Source organism: Cryobacterium sp. TMB1-7 (assembly GCF_004402435.1).
GTDB lineage: Bacteria > Actinomycetota > Actinomycetes > Actinomycetales > Microbacteriaceae > Cryobacterium > Cryobacterium zongtaii.
Genome location: NZ_SOFZ01000013.1, coordinates 31,614 through 47,952 on the forward strand (window position 1 = coordinate 31,614; position 16,339 = coordinate 47,952).

Below are 16,339 nucleotides of genomic sequence, written 5' to 3' on the forward strand. Positions count from 1 at the left end.
GGCTGTGAGCCATGCCAGAGACTCCCGATGTGCACTACAGCTTCCTGGGGCCGGCGGGAACCTTCACCGAGGCCGCCCTCGCCCAGGTTCCCCAGGCCAGGGGCTTGCCGTGGCGCGCGGTCAACAACGTGGGGGAGGCCTTCGCCGACGTCGTGAGCGGGCGCAGCGTCGCCGCCATGATCGCCATCGAGAATTCGGTCGACGGCGGGGTGAGCGCCACCCAGGACGCCCTAGCCAGCGTGCCGAACCTGCGGATCATCGGCGAATACCTGGTTCCGGTCAACTTTGTGCTCGTCGCCAGGCCCGGAACCGCCCTCGAGGACGTCAAGATCGTCAACGCGCATCCGGTGGCCTACGCGCAGTGCCGCAGCTGGCTCGAAACGACACTGCCCAGGCACGGGCACATCCCCTCGTCGAGCAATGTCTCCGCCGCCGCCGCCCTGTTCGAGCCGGGACCAGCGGATGCCGCCGTCGCGCCGCCCGGTATCGAGAAGCACCATGACCTGGTGGTGCTCGCCCGCAACATCGGTGACAACCCCAACGCCGTCACCCGGTTCGTGCTCGTCGGACGCACCACCGTGATCCCGGAGCCGACCGGCGCCGACAAGACCAGCGTGATCGTGGAGCTCCCGGAGGACCGGGCCGGCGCCCTGCTGGAGATGCTCGAGCAGTTCGCCACCCGCGGCGTCAACCTCAGCCTGATCCAGTCCCGGCCGATCGGTGACTCCCTCGGCCGGTACCGGTTCGTCATTGACGCCGACGGGCACATCCTCGACGAACGGGTGGCGGACGCCCTGCTGGGGTTGCGCCGGTTCAGCCCCAAGGTGATCTTCCTCGGTTCGTATCCGCGAGCCGACAAAGCGGCCAATGTGTTCACCGACCGGTACGACGACGGTGTTTTCATCGAAGCCAGGGACTGGCTGCGCGGTCTGGTCTCGGGGGAGCCGACAGCGTGACCGAGCCTGGGGGGCCCGAACGGCCGGCGTTCGACCCGCGGCACGACGCCAGGTTTCAACGCGGCTACCAGCCCGGTGATCCACCCCGGCCCGCCGCTCGCCCCGGGCTGATCGGCGCGTCGCCGGCGAAACCTGCCGCCGCGGCCGGCGGAGCCGCGGCGCCGTTCGAGGACCTCGTCGTCGGCACCGACGATGCATTCGACGATCTCGACGCCCTGGCCTTCGACGGCGACACCTTCCAGGACGAGCTGGAGCCCTCGAGGTGGAACCCGTACATCGCGCTGCTCTGGGTGGTGGCCCTCGCGCTTCCGGCGGGTGGCATGGTGTTGCAGTGGCAGGCCGTGAGCGGAATGTTCGGGAACAATTCGTATACGGGAAACGGGGAACCGCCGGTCGCGTTCGTCCTCCAACAGTTCAGCTACCTGGTCGCGCCACCCCTGATCTCGAGCGGGATCGTGATTCTCGGTGGCCTGCTGTTCTGGCACGCCTGGGGCTGGCGGGCTCGCCGGCGCCGAAGCGCCCAGGGCCTCTGACGGCTCACCGGACTCCCGCGGATCCGTCCGTCGGCATCGGCCAGCCGGCCGGTACCCGCACCAGCAGGGCACCGGCATCCGCCCGGAGGAACACGCTTGTCACCAGCCCGAATTCGTCGCCGTCCAGCTCGAATTGCTGCGGGTGGTCCGGCACGATCCGGATGTCGGTGCCGACCAGCGTCGTCATCGCACGTTCGCTGTCGGTATCGGTGAGCTCGATGATCCGCCGGCCCACGGCGGAGCGCCGCAGCACCCCGTTCTGCCAGGTCACCCGTCGCCAGATCATGAGCCAGCCGAGCACACCCTTGGGCTGCAACACGGCGATGTCCAGGACGCCGTCGTCGAGGAGGGCGTCGGGCAGGAACTGGATGTTTCCGGGCAGCACCCCGCAGTTGGCGATCAGGATGGTGCTCACCAGCGCCTGGTGCTCGCTGCGGGTGCCCAGGCTGTAGCGGATGCGGAACGGTTCGGCCTTGGGGATGGCGCGCATCCCCGCATCCACATAGGCCAGCCAACCCACCTGCTTCTTCAGGTCCGGGCGCGTCTCGGCGATCATCTGGGCGTCGAGGCCGAGCCCGGCCATCACCAGGAAGACGTGGTCGTTGATGCTGTTGTCGGCGTAGGTGACCGAGGCCACGCCGAGGTCGATGGCCTTGTCGGCCCCGCCGAAGGCGATGCTGATGGCGTCGTCGAGGCTGTTCAGGGGCAGCTGCAGATTGCGGGCCAGCAGGTTGCCGGTGCCCACCGGCAGGATGCCCAGGCTCACCTCCGACCCACGCAGCGCTTCGGCCACCGCCCGCACGGTGCCGTCGCCACCCGCAGCGAGCACCATGGTCACACCCTGGCGCAGCGCCTGCCGGGTGACCCGCTGGCCGGGGTCGGCCACGGAGGTCGCCAACCAGAGCGGTTCGGCCCAGCCCGCCGCGGCGGCCGCGGTGTTCACGCCGAGGCGAAGCCTGTCGACATCCGTCTTCACGGGGTTGTAGACCACCGCGGCACGGCGCAAACTCGAGGGGATGTCGCTGGGTCCGGAACTGGAGGCTGGCACCCGCTCAGGCTAGCAAGGGGGCAACGGCTGGCGCTTGTAGACTGACCGAGTGATTGATCCGGTGCTGCTACGCGAAAATCCCGACCTCGTCAAGCGATCGCAGGAGGCGCGGGGCGACTCTGTCGAGGCCGTCGACGCCGCGCTCGCCGCGGACGCCGACCGGCGATCCTCGATCACCACCTTCGAGGCGCTGCGTGCCTCGCAGAACGCCTTCGGCAAGACCGTGGCACAGGCGCCGCCCGCCGAGAAGAAGGCCCTGGTCGCCCAGGCGCAGAGCCTGGCCGCGGAGGTCAAGGCGGCCGGAGTGACCGCCGCGGAGGCCGAGGCGCGTTTCACGAGCGTGATGCGCACCATCGCCAACCCGATCATCGACGGCGTGCCCGCCGGCGGCGAAGACAACTTCGCCACCCTGCGCACCCACGGCGAGATCCCCACCTTCGACTTCGAGGCCCGCGACCACCTCGAACTGGGCGAGATGCTCGGCGCCATCGACATGGCCCGCGGCGCCAAGGTCTCCGGTGCCCGGTTCTACTTCCTGCGTGGCATCGGCGCCCGGCTCGAGATCGCGTTGATGAACATGGCGTTGGACCATGCTCTCGCGGCCGATTTCATCCCGATGATCACGCCCACCCTGGTGCGCCCGGAGATCATGGACGGCACCGGGTTCCTCGGCGAGCACGCCGACGAGATCTACCACCTGCCCGCCGACGATCTCTACCTCACCGGCACCAGCGAGGTTGCCCTCGCGGGCTACCACAGCGACGAGATCCTCGACCTGTCCGACGGTCCGCTGCGCTACGCCGGCTGGTCCACCTGCTACCGCCGCGAGGCCGGGTCGGGCGGCAAGGACACCCGCGGCATCATCCGGGTGCACCAGTTCAACAAGCTCGAGATGTTCACCTACGTGCTGCCCGAAAATGCCGAGGCCGAGCACAACCGCCTCGTCGCCCTGCAGGAGGGCATGCTGCAGGCCCTCGGCCTGAGCTACCGGGTGATCGACGTCGCCGCAGGCGACCTGGGTTCCAGCGCCGCTCGTAAGTACGACATCGAGGCCTGGGTGCCCACCCAGGGTGCCTACCGGGAGCTCACCAGCACCAGCAACTGCACGACCTTCCAGGCCCGGCGCCTCGACATCCGTTACCGCACCGAGTCGGGCAAGACCGCCCCGGTCGCCACCCTCAACGGCACCCTCGCCACGACCCGGTGGATCGTCGCCATCCTGGAAACGCACCAGCAGGCCGACGGTTCGGTTCTCGTGCCGGAAGCACTGCGCCCCTACCTCGGCGGGCTCGACGTCCTCACACCCATCCGATGAGCCCCACCACCGACGCGCCCTGGCTGGTCGCCCTCGACATCGACGGCACCACCCTGCACGAGGACGGCACCATCAGCGAGGCCGTGATCCGCCAAGTGCGCCGGGTGCACCAGGCGGGCCACGAGATCATGCTGGCAACCGGCAGAAGCGCCGCCGCCACCCTCCCGGTGCTCGAGCGTCTCGGGATCACGCCGCAATTCGTGGTCTGCTCCAACGGCGCCATCACGCTGCACCGAGACGCGGATTCCCCGACCGGGTACCGCCGCGAATGGGTCGAAACCTTCGACCCCAGCGACGTGCTGCTCTCCATCCGCTCGCACCTCACGGATGCCCGGTACGCGGTCGAGGACGAGCACGGCTTCTACCGGTACACGGAGGTGTTCCCCGACGCCACGATCGGCATCGACAGTGAGCACGTCGCCTTCGACGAGCTGCTGCGCCACGACGCCACCCGCGTCGTCGTCGTCTCGCCGGACCACGACATGGAGGACTTCCTCGCGGTGGTCGAGCAGATGGGTCTGAACCGGGTGAGCTACGCGATCGGCTGGACCGCCTGGCTCGATATCGCCCCCGACGGTGTGAACAAGGCCACCGCCATGGAGCGGGTGCGTGCCGAGTGCGGCATCCCACGCAGCCGGGTGATGGCCGTCGGCGACGGGCGCAACGACATCGACATGCTGCTCTGGGCCGGCGCGGAGGGCCGCGGTGTGGCCATGGGCCAGTCCCCGGACGACGTCCTCGAGGCCGCCAGCGAGCTCACCGTGAGCGTGCAGGACGACGGCCTGGCCGTGGTCCTGAGCAGCCTCTAGCACTCCAGTACACACGGTAATTCGCGGGGGTCGGCCGCCGTGCAGGGCGTTGCCAGTTTCGCGTGTCAGGCTACTTATTCCGTGATCGGCTAAGATCGGGCGAAGTTCGATGTTGGATCCGGCCCGTCACGGGGCGGTCCCGCGTTGAATCGGGAGGGCTGTCCGAGCGGCCGATGGAGCCAGTCTTGAAAACTGGTGGGCAGAAATGTCTCGTGGGTTCGAATCCCACGCCCTCCGCGCCGCGAGGCGCTGCACCTGCATAACGACGAAAGGATCTGCGTGAGCGACCAATTGCGCCCCCGCTCGAAACGATCGAAGCAGACCAGCCCGATCGCCCGGCACGGCAGGCTCAAGCGGTCCAACGCATTCGCCAACATCGCCAAGGTGCTCGCCGCCGCCCTCGCCGTGGTCATGGTCAGCGGTGTCTCGGTCGCGGCCCTCGCCACCCTCAACGTGGCCACCAGCGTCAAGGAACCCATCCGCCTGGACAGCGAGACCGCTGGTCCGATCCCGCAGATCAGCTCCATCGACGGCGGGGCCAACCTGCTCCTCGTCGGCAGCGACAGCCGTGTCGGCCAGGGCGGCGGCTACGGCGATCCCGAAGAAGAGACCGCGGTCCTCAACGACGTCACCATGCTGCTGCACATCGCCGAAGACCACAGCAGTGCCACCGTGGTCAGCTTCCCCAGGGACACCTACGTGCCCATCCCGGAGTGCACCGGCCCCGACGGGGAAACCTACTCGGCCATGAGCAGCCAGAAGATCAATACCACCCTCAGCTACGGCGGGCTCAACTGCACGGTGTCGACGGTCGAGGAACTCACCGGCCTGCCGATCCAGTACGCCGCCGTCGTGCAGTTCAACGGCGTGGCGGCCATGTCAGAGGCCGTCGGCGGGGTGCCCGTCTGTATCGCGGAGCCCATCGTCGACGAACACACCGACCTGGACCTCGCGGCCGGCGAGCACGAGCTCAAGGGCCTGGAGGCACTGCAGTTCCTGCGCACCCGTTACGGCGTCGGCGACGGCAGCGACCTCGGTCGTATCAGCAACCAGCAGGTTTTCCTGTCCTCGCTCGTGCGCACCCTCAAGAGCGCCGAGACGCTGAGCGACCCGATCAAGCTGTACTCGATCGCCAAGGCCGCCGTGGACAATATGGAGCTGTCGACCTCGCTGCAGAGCATGGACACGATGGTCTCCATCGCGATGGCGCTCAAGGACATTCCGCTGGAGAAGGTCGTGTTCGTGCAGTACCCGGTCTACAACGTCGACGGGGGCGTCGAACCCGACGAGTCCGCCGCCGACGATCTGATGGCGTCCATCCTCGCCGACGCCTCGCCGACCCTGGCACCCGGTGAAGCCGACTTCCGCTCCGTGGCAGACCCTGCCGCCGGGGCGACCGAAGCGCCCGTTGAGCCGGTTGACCCTGCCGTGCCCGCGCCGACCGATCCCGCCGCGACCGATCCGGCCACCACCGAAGAGGCGCTGCCGAGCAATGTTTACGGGCAGGACGCGTCCCAGTACACCTGCTCGGCCGGGCGCACTCTGGCCGACCAGTAGCACCGTCGGCACCGGCCCGTGGGGATGGTGTTCAAACTGACGTCGTGGTGCGGTTAGTATGGTGGATGTGTGTTTGCGCAAGCAGGCATCCGGGAGACGTCGCATAGCCCGGCTTAGTGCACCACCCTGCTAAGGTGGAGTGCCCTTCACAGGGCACCGAGGGTTCAAATCCCTCCGTCTCCGCTCTTTGAAAAGCCCGCCAGACCCCCGGTCAGGCGGGCTTTTCTGCGTTCCGCTCAGGGAACTGTCGAGAGCTTCACGATGGTGGCCGGGGTCAGATCGACGGTCACCCTCTCGGGATGGATCCCCGCCGCCGCGAGGGCGGCCTGCAGCGCGGCGGTGTCGGGCACCGGCGGTGCGCCCACCACCCGCAGGGTCACCTCGGCGCCTCGGGTGGAGACGCCGGTGACCGTCCAACCGACGCTTGCGGCCCACTTCTCGCCCACGGTCTGCACGGTACCCTCCACGTTGCTGCGGGCCGTGACCTCGACGCTGGTGAGAGTGAGGGGGATGCCGATCAGCAGCAGCATCACGGCGAGCACGGCCACCGGGCGCAGCAGGCCGGGCGCCCCGGTGTCGCCGGGTGCTTTCCGGCGAGTGAGCCGGCTCACCCCGTAGACCGACATCACCACGATGCCGGTGCCGAGGATGGCGACGACGTTGGTGACGAAGAGCAGCAGCGCCCCCAGGAACTGGGGGACGGAGCCCGACTCGAGGACCAGGCCGGCCACGGTCAGCGGCGGGACCAGGGAAATGGCTATCGCGACGCCGGGCAGCGTATCGGAGATGTCCCGGCGCACCAGCGCCACCGAGCCGACGACGCCGGTGCCGAGGGCGGCCAGCAGATCGATCAGACGGGGATTCACCCTGGCCGAGACCTGGGCATTCGTGCTGGCGAGCACGTCGGTCTGCACGAGGAGGCCGACCGCGAAGCCGATCACCACGGCGGCGGCGGCGCCGCCCAGCACCAACACCAGGGAGCGGATGAGGTTCGTCCTGTCGCCGAGCACCGTCGCGAGCATCGTGCCGAGGATGGGCGTCATCAGCGGAGCGACGATCATCGCGCCGATCACCGTGGCGGTGGAATCGCCCACGATGCCCGCCGAGGCGATGATCGATGCGAGCACCAGCAGCATCCAGAATCTGGAGTACCGCGCGCTGGACGCCGGCCCGTCGAAGAAGACGGAGTCGCGCATGCTCTCGGTGGTGTTGAATCGGTCGGCCACGCTGCGAACCTAGCCCTCGTGCGAACCCGACGGTAGGCGGGGCAGAATGGGGCATGGCCACCAGACTTCTGCTGATCTCCGATACGCACGTTCCCCAGCGAGCCCGGCGGCTGCCCGAGCAGGTCTGGCGGGCTGTCGACGAGGCCGACCTCGTGCTGCACGCCGGGGACTGGGTCGACCTCAGCCTGTACGAGGAGCTGACCCGCCGGGCACCGGCGCTGTTGGGCGTGTTCGGCAACAACGACGGCGCCGACCTGCGCCGTGTGCTGCCGGAGATCGCCCGGGACACCATCGAGGGCGTCCGCTTTGCGATGATCCACGAAACCGGTGCCGCCACAGGGCGCCAGAAGCGCATGGACGAGGCCTTTCCGGACACCGATGTGCTCGTCTTCGGGCACAGCCACATCCCCTGGGACAGCGTGTCGCCCCGGGGTCTGCGGCTGCTGAACCCGGGGTCGCCGACTGACCGCCGGCGGCAACCGGCACACACCTACCTGACGGCTGTTGCCGACAACGGGCAGCTCACCGACGTCACCCTCGTGCCGGTTCTGCCGGACGAGGTCAGGCGCGGGTAACGGGCTGGACGAGGAACCTGGCCACGAACTCGTCGGCGGCCACGGGCCGCGAATACAGGTAGCCCTGCGCGAGCAGGCAACCGCGCTCCCGCAGCCACTCAGCTTGCGTCTCGGTTTCGACACCCTCGGCGATCACCTGCAGTCCGAGGGTCGCCGCCAGTTTTATCGTCAGTTCCGCGACGGGGGATTCCCGTTCGGTCTCGATCACGGCCACGAAGGACTGGTCGATCTTGATCACGTCGAGTTCGATCTCGGTGAGCCTGGACAGGCTGGAGTGGCCGGTGCCGAAATCGTCCATCGAAATGATCACTCCGGCGCCGCGCAGCACCCGGATGTTGTCGCGAACGGCCGCGGCATCGCTGCCGAAGTGGGTCTCGGTCACCTCGATGTGCACCAGGGCGGCCGGCAGACCCACATTGGCGCACTCGGTGAGAACAAACTCTCCGTAGCCGGCCGAGGTCAGTTCGCGCGCCGAGGCGTTGATCGCCACGCTCACCGGGTCGTCCTCCCCACGCAGCCGGCGCCAGCGTGCTGCCTCCGCGACCGACTCGCGGACGACCCACTCCCCGAGGACCACGATGGACCCGCTCGCCTCGCAGAGCGGGATGAACTCGGCGGGGGGCACCAGCCCCCTGGTGGGGTGTTGCCAACGCACCAGGGCCTCTGCGCCGATTGCGGCGCCGGTGGCCAGGTCGACCACGGCCTGGAAGCGCAGAAAGAACTCGCCGTTCCGCAGGCCGTCCAGCACGGCTGCCGGGGAGGCGTAGTAGCCGCCGTGGATGATCATCTTGCCGTGGCCTCCCACGCGCTGGGCCTCGAAGAGCGCCTTGCCGGCCCGGCCGAAGAGCTCGCTCTCGGACTCGCTGCCCTCCCTGGCTGAGATGCCGGCTGAGAACTTGGCCACCTGGACTTGCACCCGCACCATCAGGTCGCAGGCGTCGCCGGCGGTGAACCCGGGCAGCAGGATCGCAAACGCATCGCCCTCCACGCGGCCCATGGTCGCCGCACTCGGGAGAGCCTTGACCACATCGGCGACGAACTTCATGATGGCCAGGTCGCCGCCCTCCCGGCCACGTCGCCTGTTCACCAGGGCGAATTCGTTGATATCCAGTCGCACCAGGGAGAGCGGCTCGGTGGGAGCGGCGTCCCGCATGGCGGCGCTGAGCACCTGTTCGAATCCGGCGAAATTGTGGATGCCGGTGAGCTCATCTGTCTCCGCGAGGAGGGCGCTGCGGGCGAACCAGGTGAGCCCCAGGCCGGTCGCCAGCATGAGGAGCGACGACATGGCGACATCCGCCGGGTCGGCGCCAGGTTGCACCGCAAGCACGATGAGCGACAGGGGGATGAAGACCGCCGGATAGATCAGGGATTGCGCGGCGGGGAGCACCGCGAATGCGACCAACGCCAGCATGCTGGGGGTCCAGGCGAAGGTGAGGGTGACCGGCTCGGCGCCGGTGGCCGCCTGGCAGAGCAGGTCCATGACGCCTATCCAGCACAAGGCGAGATGGCGCAGCGGCACCCGCATCCTGGTGCGGAACCCGGCGGAGAGCGCTCCCGTGACGATGAGGACTGCTCCGACGCACAGGAGCACGAGCATCGGTTCATCGTTCTGCACCCACTTGTACCAGGCGTACAGGAGCAGGGGCAGGCCGAAGCCGGCCTGAGCCACGCCGAGCAGGAGGCCCGCCGACTCGTTGGCGTTGAAGAGCCCGGGGCGGTAGCCCGCGGCCAGACGTTGCGCAGAGCGCGCCATTCACCCACCCCCTGCCCCACAGTTGTCGGCGTCATCGCCGGGTTGTGTATAATCTACCCCGCCGCCCCCCGAAGACGTGACACGCGACTACTCCGCCGGTTTGAGGACCTCGTTCGTGAACCCCTCGAGACGGGCCAGCAACCCGGCACCCCTGGAGGTGATCATCTCGGCGGGGTTGGGTTGCATTTGCGACGGTGGCGGCAGGATGCGGATGAGCGTGGAGCAGGCCAGGTCGGAGCAAATGTAGGTTCCGACGGTGTTGCCGTCCCGACCGGCCTGGCCGGCCTTGGGCACGCTGAACAGGCTCACCTGGTGCGCCGGCTGCTGCGTGCGGCACAGCGAACAGAACGCAGACATCGACCGACCGGGCCCCCGCGCCGCGGCCCGCAGCATCATGCCCAATGGAGCATCGCCCCGCCAGAACACGATGTAGCCGCGGTGTGCGGCCTGCGGGTCACGCCAACCCAGATACTCACGTTCGTCCCAGATGGTTTCGTGCAGCCCGGGGAGCGGCATCCGGGCGATCTCGTCGGTGGTGGCGTTCACGATGGAATCCCGGATCTCGGTAGCAGAAAGCGGTTTCATGATCTCCCTCCGATAATCCGTACAGCGTAGTCGAGGCCTCCGGCGGGCTCAATGGCTCCGCCCCCGGCGCAGGGTGCGCCGGGGACGGAGGCTCAGAGCGGCGGCAACACCGCCGCAGGGGGTTACGCGACCGCGCGCAGACCGTCCAGCAACGGAGTGGTGGGGTGGCCGATCAGGGTGGCCAGGTCGCTCGACCCGCCGGCCAGCAGGCCGTCGCGGGTGTTGCCGTCCAGGGCCACCACAAAGCCGACGGTGCCGCCGTCCAGGCCGGCGCCGGTGAGGATGGCCGTGTGCTCCTCTGGGGAGACCGGGGTGAAGACGACAGGGCGGCCGACGACCTCGGTGAGGGCGGCAGCCATGTCGGTGCCGGTCCAGGCGATGTCTCCGGCGAGCTCATAGACGGCGTTCTCGTGGCCGGGGGTGGTGAGCACCACGGCTGCGGCTTCGGCGTAGTCGCTGCGCGAGGCGCTGGCCACCCGGCCCGCACCGGTGCTGGTGAGGTAGACGCCCGTCTCCCGGGCCTGCTGCACGGAGGCCGCGTAGTTCTCGGTGTACCAACCGTTGCGGAGGATCGTGAACGGAACGCCGGATGCCAGCAGGGCCTCCTCGGTGGCCTTGTGCTCGGGGGCGAGGATCAGGGCCGAGGTGTCGGCCTTCGGGGCGCTCGTGTACACGATGCGGCCCACTCCGGCGGCGACCGCGGCGGTGATGGCGTTGCTGTGCTGCGCGACACGCTGCCCCACCTCGCTGCCGGAGACGAGCATCAACACGTCGGCGCCGGTGAACGCGGCGGCCAGGCTGGCCGGCTCGGCGTAGTCGATGACCGCCGTGGCCACGCCCATCCCGGCCAGGTCGGCCAGACGCGCTGTGTTCCGGCCGACGGCGGTGATCTCGGCCGGGGTGACGCCGCGGTTGATGAGGTGCTCGACGATGAGGTGCCCGAGCTGGCCGGTGGCTCCGGTGACGACGATAGACATTGGATGTTCCCTTCGCGACCCGCAAGATGCGTGCCTTCTGGTCGGTGCAACCCGCCGGCCCGCCCAATACTTCCCAACCGCAGGTACCCACCTTTAGGTAAGCTAGTTTCTATGACCGCTGCACTGTCCACCCCGGCCGCCCCGTCCACCGCCGACGCAGTCGTGCGGGAGCGCCTTGCCCAGCTGGTCGGCGATCCGGCACCGGCCGGGGCCGGGATGCCGGCGGCGAACGTTTTCGCGGCCGGCTGCGCCAGCCGGGTGGTGCTGGACCACGTCACCAGCAAGTGGGGCGTGCTTGTGATCGTGGCGCTCACCGAGACCAGCCTGCGCTGGGGCGAACTGCGTCGTGGTATCGAGGGCATCAGCGAGAAGATGCTCGCGCAGACCCTGCGCACCCTCGAGGCCGACGGTCTCGTGCACCGCGACGCGCAGCCCACCATCCCGCCCCGGGTGGACTACAGCCTCACCGACCGTGGCCAAGAGCTCGCCGCTCATCTCCTGCCGCTGGTGCGCTGGGTGGGCGTGAACGCCGGCGACATCGTGGGCGGTCGCTGAGCCGGCGGGGTCGGCGGCGGCTACAGGTTGGGCAGGAACTGCAGCCAGGCCATCCGGCGCTCGCCGCGGGGGTCGGATTCCACCCGGTCCTCCTCGTCGAAAATGAGGGTCAGGCGATCGCCCTCGGTGTAGACCGGCCAGCCCGGCCCGGTGAGGCCGGTGGCCGCAAAATGCAGCCAGTGCTCGCGCATCCGGTCGCCGGTGCGCAGAAAACTCGCCCGGCCGCCCAGGGCCGTGAGTTTGCGCAGCTGACTGTCGGTGGCCGACGTGGAGAGGGCGAGCAGTTCGAGTCCGTGCGTGGCGTCGAAGCCGAGGAGGCGTAACAGCCGGGGAGCCAGGTCGAAGCGGTAGAGGTAAACCGGTGCCGACCGGGAGTGCAGCTCGGCAACCTGCACGCTGGGAAACCAGAACGCATAGTCGCCGCTGAAGTCCACTTCGGCGCGCAGGGCAGGCAGGGCGGAATACACCGCCCGCATGTCCTGATGGGAGCCGGGCGGGGCCTCGTCGAAGAGCGACTGGATGCGCTGGATCGACCGCGGCAAGATGTCGATCCGGCCGCGGAACATCGAGCCCTCCCTGTCGTTGGTGCCGATGATCAGCGGCACCGGATGAGCGTGCCCCTGGCGGAAAGCGTCGAGGGGGCGTTCGGGCAAAAAACTCCCGTCGACGACGGGGGCCATGCAGAAGGTGCCCGGGTCGACATCCGGGGTGCGTCGTTGCAGCACGAGGGCGGCACGGACCAGGGCGGGCCACGTGGCGGTGTCCAGCAATTCGGCGGCGGGCCGCCGGCCGCCGGCCAGCTCCGGCGCGCGGCCCTGCCGCAGCACCTCGATGAACTCGGAGGCCCAGCGGCCGGCCAACGCGGGGGAGTACGCCGCGTTCGACGGCGGGCTCTGGGCGATCGCCCTGGCGAACAGTCCACGGGCTGCGGGCGTCGCGAGCAGCGTCACCACGGCATTGCCGCCGGCAGACTCGCCGATCACGGTGACGTTGTGCGGGTCGCCGCCGAACGACCGGATGTTGTCCCGCACCCATTCCAGGGCGGCCACCTGGTCCCGCAGCCCGAGATTGCTCTCAAAGGGACGGTTGGGGGTGCTGAACCGACTGAAGTCGAGGTAGCCGAGGGCGCCCAGCCGGTAGTTGAGGGCGACGTAGACGGTGCGGCCGCTCCGCACGATGGTCTGGCTGCGTTCCGTGAAGTCTTGTGAGGAACCGGAGGCGTAGCCGCCGCCGTGGATGAAGACCATCACCGGCAGATCGGCCTCGTCCGGCCGGTCGGCGGGCCGCTGCACGTTCAGGCTGAGACAGTCCTCGCCCATGCGGGTGCGGCGGCTGACGCCCTTGAACTGGGTGCCCCGGTCTTGCGGGGCGACGGGGCCGTAGCTGCCGGCGTCGCGGACGCCCGCCCACGGGATCACCCGCTGGGGTGCGCGGAACCGCAGCGGCCCGACCGGCGGGGCCGCGTAGGGGATTCCGCGCCAGGTCTGCACCCCCGCGACGGGGAGGCTGCCCCGAACCAGGCCGCCGGCGACGAGAACCTCCAGGGGCCAGGGCCGGAATGCGGACGGTGACTGGTGCGCCGGGGCGTTGTCCGGCAGAGGGCGGAGCATCGTGTGTCCCTCCTGCCCCGGTTCGCGTGCTCGGGGCCTGTCGTGCCCTAGCGGTACTTACGAATTCGGTTCGAACCCGAAGCGTTCGCCGGCGTCCCACTCCTGTCGCAGGTTGCCGTAAGCGGGGATGCCGCGGTTGGCCTTGAGAATCGCGGCCAGGTGCATCAGGTTCCAGGTCATGAACGTGGTGTTGCGGTTGGTGAACTCGTTGTCAGGGCCGCCGGAGCCCGCATCCAGGTAGCTCGGCCCTGGACCGATCTCGCCGATCCAGCCGGCATCCGCTGCGGGCGGGATCGTGTAGCCGATGTGCTGCAGGCTGTACAGGATGTTGGACGAGCAGTGCTTCACGCCGTCCTCGTTGCCGGTGATGATGGCGCCACCCACCTTGCCGTAGTAGATGTACTGGCCCTTGTCGTTGTACTCGGACGACATCGCGTAAAGCCGTTCGATGACCCGTTTGGTGACCGAGCTGTTGTCGCCGAGCCAGATGGGCCCGCCGAGCACGAGGATGTCGGCGGCCGCGACCTTGTCGAACAGGGCCGGCCAGGCATCCGTCGCCCAGCCGTGCTCGGTCATGTCGGGGTAGACGCCGGTGGCGATGTCGTGATCGATGGCGCGGATGACCTCGACGTGCACACCCTGCTCGCGCATGAGGTGTGCGCTGAGGGAAATGATGCCCTGGGTGTTGCTGATCTCCGGGCTGCGCTTGAGGGTGCAGTTGATGAACAGGGCGCGCAGGCCCTGATATTCGAACGAGGCCTGCGTGTTTCTGAGCGTGTGCACCATGGGGGCAGTCAAGCACCTGGCCCGCGCATCGTCTAGCCCGGTCTCTGCGCGGAAGTGCGGGCCGGGCGCGGCGCGAACCGCCGGGCCAGGAACAGCACCGGGATGAGCAGCGCCATCGGCAGCAGGAACGCCTGGGCGAGCCCGGTGGAGTCGGCGAGGAGACCCACCAGCACGGCGCCGAGCACCGCCCCGGCGTAGTTGAACAGGTTGACCCTGGCGATCACCTCGTCGCTGCGGGCCTCGTGCAGCTCGCCCGCCGCGCTGAATGCCAGCGGCACCAGGGCACCGACCCCGAAACCGGCCAGGGCGAAGCCGGCCACGGCGGCCCAGGTGACGGGCACCGTCGCCACGACCAGGCAGCCGAGGATCGCCAGCACCGTGGTGCAGGCGGCCAACACGACCCGGCCGAACCGGCGCACCAGCACGTCGGCGCCGATGCGGGTGACCAGGATGGCGGCCTGGTAGGCGGCGTAGCCGAGCGGAGCGATCGCGGCGCCGGTGAGAAGCACATCGTGCAGGTACACCGTGCTCCAAGTGCTCACGGCGGAGTCCACCACGAAGGCGGCCAGCACCACGGTGCCGAACAACACGATGCCGCGGCGAGGCAGCTTGCCGTGCGGGGCCGCATTCGGGGCCGGTGGAAGCTTGGTACGCCGCGGGTCGAAGCCGCGCAGACCCACGACGGCGACGGCGAGGGCGACGACGGCGCCCGCAACCAGGGCGATGCCGGCGTTGGCCGCGGTGCCGGCAACGGCCGACATCAGCAGGGCGCCGGCGATGGCGGCGCCGGTGTACCAGGCGAAGAATCCGGCCATCACGGAGACGCCGATGCGCTGCTGCACCAGCACGCCCTGCATGGCGCCGGCGGCATCGACGATGCCCAGGCCCGCGCCGTAGATCGCGAACGCGGCGATAAACGCGGGCAGCCCCACCGGGGAGGCGATCAGCGGCAGGGCCACGGCCTCGAGGAGCAGTCCCACCACCAGGGCCACCCTGCTGCCCCAGCGCACCGCGAGTCGATCGGCCAGCAGCGAACCGCCGGCCGCTGTGAGGCAGACCAGCAGAACGATGAGCGACACCACGGTGTCGTCGATGCCGTACCGGGTCTTCAGGTTGGGCAGCGAGGTGACGACCACCGCGTAGCCGAAGCCCTGCGCGGCGTAGCTGGCGCTCACCGCCACCCGGGAACGACGGATGCCGACCACGGGGCGGATGGTGGTCGGTGCGCTCATGCGGTCGGCTCCAGATCGTCGGTGGTCGGGCCGCACGAGGACAATGGCGCATCGGTGCACAGGGCGGTGCCCGGAGGTTATCAGGGTGCAGCCGTGTTCGGCGGTTGCAGTGGAGATGTCGGTGGAAACAACGCCGAGAGCGGGGCTCGGCGGCATAACCTGCCGGAAACATCCGCCTCGTACGCTGTGGGGTCTCGGCTTCGCGCGGTGCGGCGCCTCTGACGGAAGGTCCCTATGGAAACCACATTCACCCTGGCACTGCCGTCATGGTTGACCGAGCTCATGCCCGGACTCCCGCAGACGCTGCCGACCCTGGACGAGCGGATGGCCCTGGTGAATTCGCTCGCCGCACGGAACTACCGGGAGGGCAACGGCGGACCGTTTGCCGCCATCGTCGTCGATGCCGGTACGGGCGAGCTCGTGTCGGTCGGGGTGAACGTGGTGCTGTCCACCGGCGTGGCCGGAGCTCATGCCGAGGTCATGGCCCTCGGGCTGGCGCAACGTGCGACAGGCTCTTGGGACCTTGGCGCCGATCCGGCCCGTCCCCTGGAACTCGTGGTCAACTGGCGCCCCTGCGTGATGTGTTACGGCGCAACGATGTGGTCGGGGGTGCGCCGACTGGTCGTGGCCGGCTCCGGCGCCGAGCTGGAAACTCTGACCGGCTTCGATGAGGGCCCGATGCGTGAGGACTGGGCGGAGCAATTCGAGGCCCGTGGCATCACCGTGGTGCAGGACATCGGCCGCGACGAGGCGCTACGGGTGTTCCGGGAGTACGGCGCGGCGGATGTGCTGGTGTACAACGCGCGCGGTGGTGTTGACTGA

General features: G+C 69.2%; 16 protein-coding genes and 2 tRNA genes. 10 read left to right on the forward strand and 8 right to left on the reverse strand.

What is annotated here, in order from left to right:
• Positions 1-11 precede the first annotated feature (11 nt).
• Together pheA and E3O60_RS04655 are read left to right on the forward strand one after the other, a co-directional pair.
• Positions 12-956 (forward strand): prephenate dehydratase, encoded by a 945-nt coding sequence (gene pheA / locus E3O60_RS04650; RefSeq protein WP_088454912.1) that lies wholly within the window; start codon positions 12-14, stop codon positions 954-956.
• Positions 953-1,489: a hypothetical protein gene (locus E3O60_RS04655; RefSeq protein WP_088454913.1), complete on the forward strand. Its 537-nt coding sequence runs from the start codon at positions 953-955 to the stop codon at positions 1,487-1,489. The genes pheA and E3O60_RS04655 overlap by 4 nt, the downstream gene beginning before the upstream one ends.
• Before the next feature lie 4 nt (positions 1,490-1,493).
• Here the strand turns inward: E3O60_RS04655 and E3O60_RS04660 are convergent, their stop codons facing one another.
• Positions 1,494-2,537, reverse strand: coding sequence for a diacylglycerol kinase family protein (locus E3O60_RS04660; protein ID WP_174776284.1), 1,044 nt, complete (start codon positions 2,535-2,537; stop codon positions 1,494-1,496).
• A 49-nt stretch (positions 2,538-2,586) separates the two neighbouring features.
• Here E3O60_RS04660 and serS point away from each other — a divergent pair, with 49 nt between their 5' ends.
• The 5 genes from serS (at position 2,587) to E3O60_RS04685 (ending at position 6,401) form a co-directional block, all read left to right on the forward strand.
• Positions 2,587-3,852 carry a serine--tRNA ligase gene (gene serS, locus E3O60_RS04665; RefSeq protein WP_088454914.1) on the forward strand — a complete coding sequence of 422 codons (1,266 nt, stop codon included), beginning with the start codon at positions 2,587-2,589 and terminating at the stop codon, positions 3,850-3,852.
• Positions 3,849-4,661: an HAD family hydrolase gene (locus E3O60_RS04670; RefSeq protein WP_134497278.1), complete on the forward strand. Its 813-nt coding sequence runs from the start codon at positions 3,849-3,851 to the stop codon at positions 4,659-4,661. The genes serS and E3O60_RS04670 overlap by 4 nt, the downstream gene beginning before the upstream one ends.
• A 152-nt stretch (positions 4,662-4,813) precedes the next feature.
• Positions 4,814-4,898 (forward strand) — tRNA-Ser (locus E3O60_RS04675).
• A 42-nt stretch (positions 4,899-4,940) separates the two neighbouring features.
• Positions 4,941-6,218: an LCP family protein gene (locus E3O60_RS04680; RefSeq protein WP_241993206.1), complete on the forward strand. Its 1,278-nt coding sequence runs from the start codon at positions 4,941-4,943 to the stop codon at positions 6,216-6,218.
• 92 nt (positions 6,219-6,310) lie between these two features.
• A tRNA-Ser gene (locus tag E3O60_RS04685) sits at positions 6,311-6,401 on the forward strand.
• Between the two features lie 53 nt (positions 6,402-6,454).
• On the opposite strand, the gene E3O60_RS04690 is transcribed toward E3O60_RS04685, so the two are convergent.
• Positions 6,455-7,444 (reverse strand): DUF389 domain-containing protein, encoded by a 990-nt coding sequence (locus E3O60_RS04690; protein ID WP_198415688.1) that lies wholly within the window; start codon positions 7,442-7,444, stop codon positions 6,455-6,457.
• A 53-nt stretch (positions 7,445-7,497) separates the two neighbouring features.
• Between E3O60_RS04690 and E3O60_RS04695 the strand changes: the two genes are divergently transcribed.
• The gene (locus E3O60_RS04695) at positions 7,498-8,019 is read left to right on the forward strand and encodes a metallophosphoesterase family protein (protein ID WP_088454918.1); all 522 of its coding nucleotides are present in this window, start codon (positions 7,498-7,500) and stop codon (positions 8,017-8,019) included.
• Here the strand turns inward: E3O60_RS04695 and E3O60_RS04700 are convergent.
• The 3 genes from E3O60_RS04700 to E3O60_RS04710 form a co-directional block, all read right to left on the reverse strand.
• The gene (locus tag E3O60_RS04700; RefSeq protein WP_088454919.1) at positions 8,006-9,772 is read right to left on the reverse strand and encodes a bifunctional diguanylate cyclase/phosphodiesterase; all 1,767 of its coding nucleotides are present in this window, start codon (positions 9,770-9,772) and stop codon (positions 8,006-8,008) included. The genes E3O60_RS04695 and E3O60_RS04700 overlap by 14 nt on opposite strands.
• An 87-nt stretch (positions 9,773-9,859) precedes the next feature.
• A complete protein-coding gene (locus tag E3O60_RS04705; RefSeq protein WP_088454920.1) occupies positions 9,860-10,357 on the reverse strand; it encodes an FBP domain-containing protein in 498 nt (165 codons plus the stop codon).
• A gap of 122 nt (positions 10,358-10,479) precedes the next feature.
• Positions 10,480-11,334 carry an SDR family oxidoreductase gene (locus E3O60_RS04710; RefSeq protein WP_088454921.1) on the reverse strand — a complete coding sequence of 285 codons (855 nt, stop codon included), beginning with the start codon at positions 11,332-11,334 and terminating at the stop codon, positions 10,480-10,482.
• 216 nt (positions 11,335-11,550) lie between these two features.
• Between E3O60_RS04710 and E3O60_RS04715 the strand changes: the two genes are divergently transcribed.
• A complete protein-coding gene (locus E3O60_RS04715) occupies positions 11,551-11,889 on the forward strand; it encodes a helix-turn-helix domain-containing protein (protein WP_240632463.1) in 339 nt (112 codons plus the stop codon).
• Between the two features lie 20 nt (positions 11,890-11,909).
• On the opposite strand, the gene E3O60_RS04720 is transcribed toward E3O60_RS04715, so the two are convergent.
• The 3 genes from E3O60_RS04720 to E3O60_RS04730 are packed head-to-tail and all read right to left on the reverse strand — an operon-like array spanning position 11,910 to position 15,517.
• Complete coding sequence (locus E3O60_RS04720; protein WP_103478753.1) at positions 11,910-13,499, reverse strand: carboxylesterase/lipase family protein; 1,590 nt, start codon at positions 13,497-13,499, stop codon at positions 11,910-11,912.
• 57 nt (positions 13,500-13,556) lie between these two features.
• Positions 13,557-14,285: a flavodoxin family protein gene (locus E3O60_RS04725; RefSeq protein WP_088454924.1), complete on the reverse strand. Its 729-nt coding sequence runs from the start codon at positions 14,283-14,285 to the stop codon at positions 13,557-13,559.
• 32 nt (positions 14,286-14,317) lie between these two features.
• On the reverse strand, positions 14,318-15,517 hold the full coding sequence (locus E3O60_RS04730; protein ID WP_088454925.1) for an MFS transporter: 1,200 nt from the start codon (positions 15,515-15,517) through the stop codon (positions 14,318-14,320).
• Positions 15,518-15,751: 234 nt separating this feature from the next.
• Here E3O60_RS04730 and E3O60_RS04735 point away from each other — a divergent pair, with 234 nt between their 5' ends.
• Positions 15,752-16,339, forward strand: coding sequence for a nucleoside deaminase (locus E3O60_RS04735; RefSeq protein ID WP_088454926.1), 588 nt, complete (start codon positions 15,752-15,754; stop codon positions 16,337-16,339).

Bases quoted from the DNA above. Each gene is read 5' to 3' on its own strand.
- pheA (WP_088454912.1), top strand. From the start codon at position 12: ATGCCAGAGACTCCCGATGTGCACTACAGCTTCCTGGGGCCGGCGGGA.
- E3O60_RS04670 (WP_134497278.1), top strand. From the start codon at position 3,849: ATGAGCCCCACCACCGACGCGCCCTGGCTGGTCGCCCTCGACATCGAC.
- E3O60_RS04695 (WP_088454918.1), top strand. From the start codon at position 7,498: ATGGCCACCAGACTTCTGCTGATCTCCGATACGCACGTTCCCCAGCGA.
- E3O60_RS04700 (WP_088454919.1), bottom strand. From the start codon at position 9,772: ATGGCGCGCTCTGCGCAACGTCTGGCCGCGGGCTACCGCCCCGGGCTC.
- E3O60_RS04705 (WP_088454920.1), bottom strand. From the start codon at position 10,357: ATGAAACCGCTTTCTGCTACCGAGATCCGGGATTCCATCGTGAACGCC.
- E3O60_RS04710 (WP_088454921.1), bottom strand. From the start codon at position 11,334: ATGTCTATCGTCGTCACCGGAGCCACCGGCCAGCTCGGGCACCTCATC.
- E3O60_RS04715 (WP_240632463.1), top strand. From the start codon at position 11,551: ATGCCGGCGGCGAACGTTTTCGCGGCCGGCTGCGCCAGCCGGGTGGTG.
- E3O60_RS04720 (WP_103478753.1), bottom strand. From the start codon at position 13,499: ATGCTCCGCCCTCTGCCGGACAACGCCCCGGCGCACCAGTCACCGTCC.
- E3O60_RS04725 (WP_088454924.1), bottom strand. From the start codon at position 14,285: ATGGTGCACACGCTCAGAAACACGCAGGCCTCGTTCGAATATCAGGGC.
- E3O60_RS04730 (WP_088454925.1), bottom strand. From the start codon at position 15,517: ATGAGCGCACCGACCACCATCCGCCCCGTGGTCGGCATCCGTCGTTCC.
- E3O60_RS04735 (WP_088454926.1), top strand. From the start codon at position 15,752: ATGGAAACCACATTCACCCTGGCACTGCCGTCATGGTTGACCGAGCTC.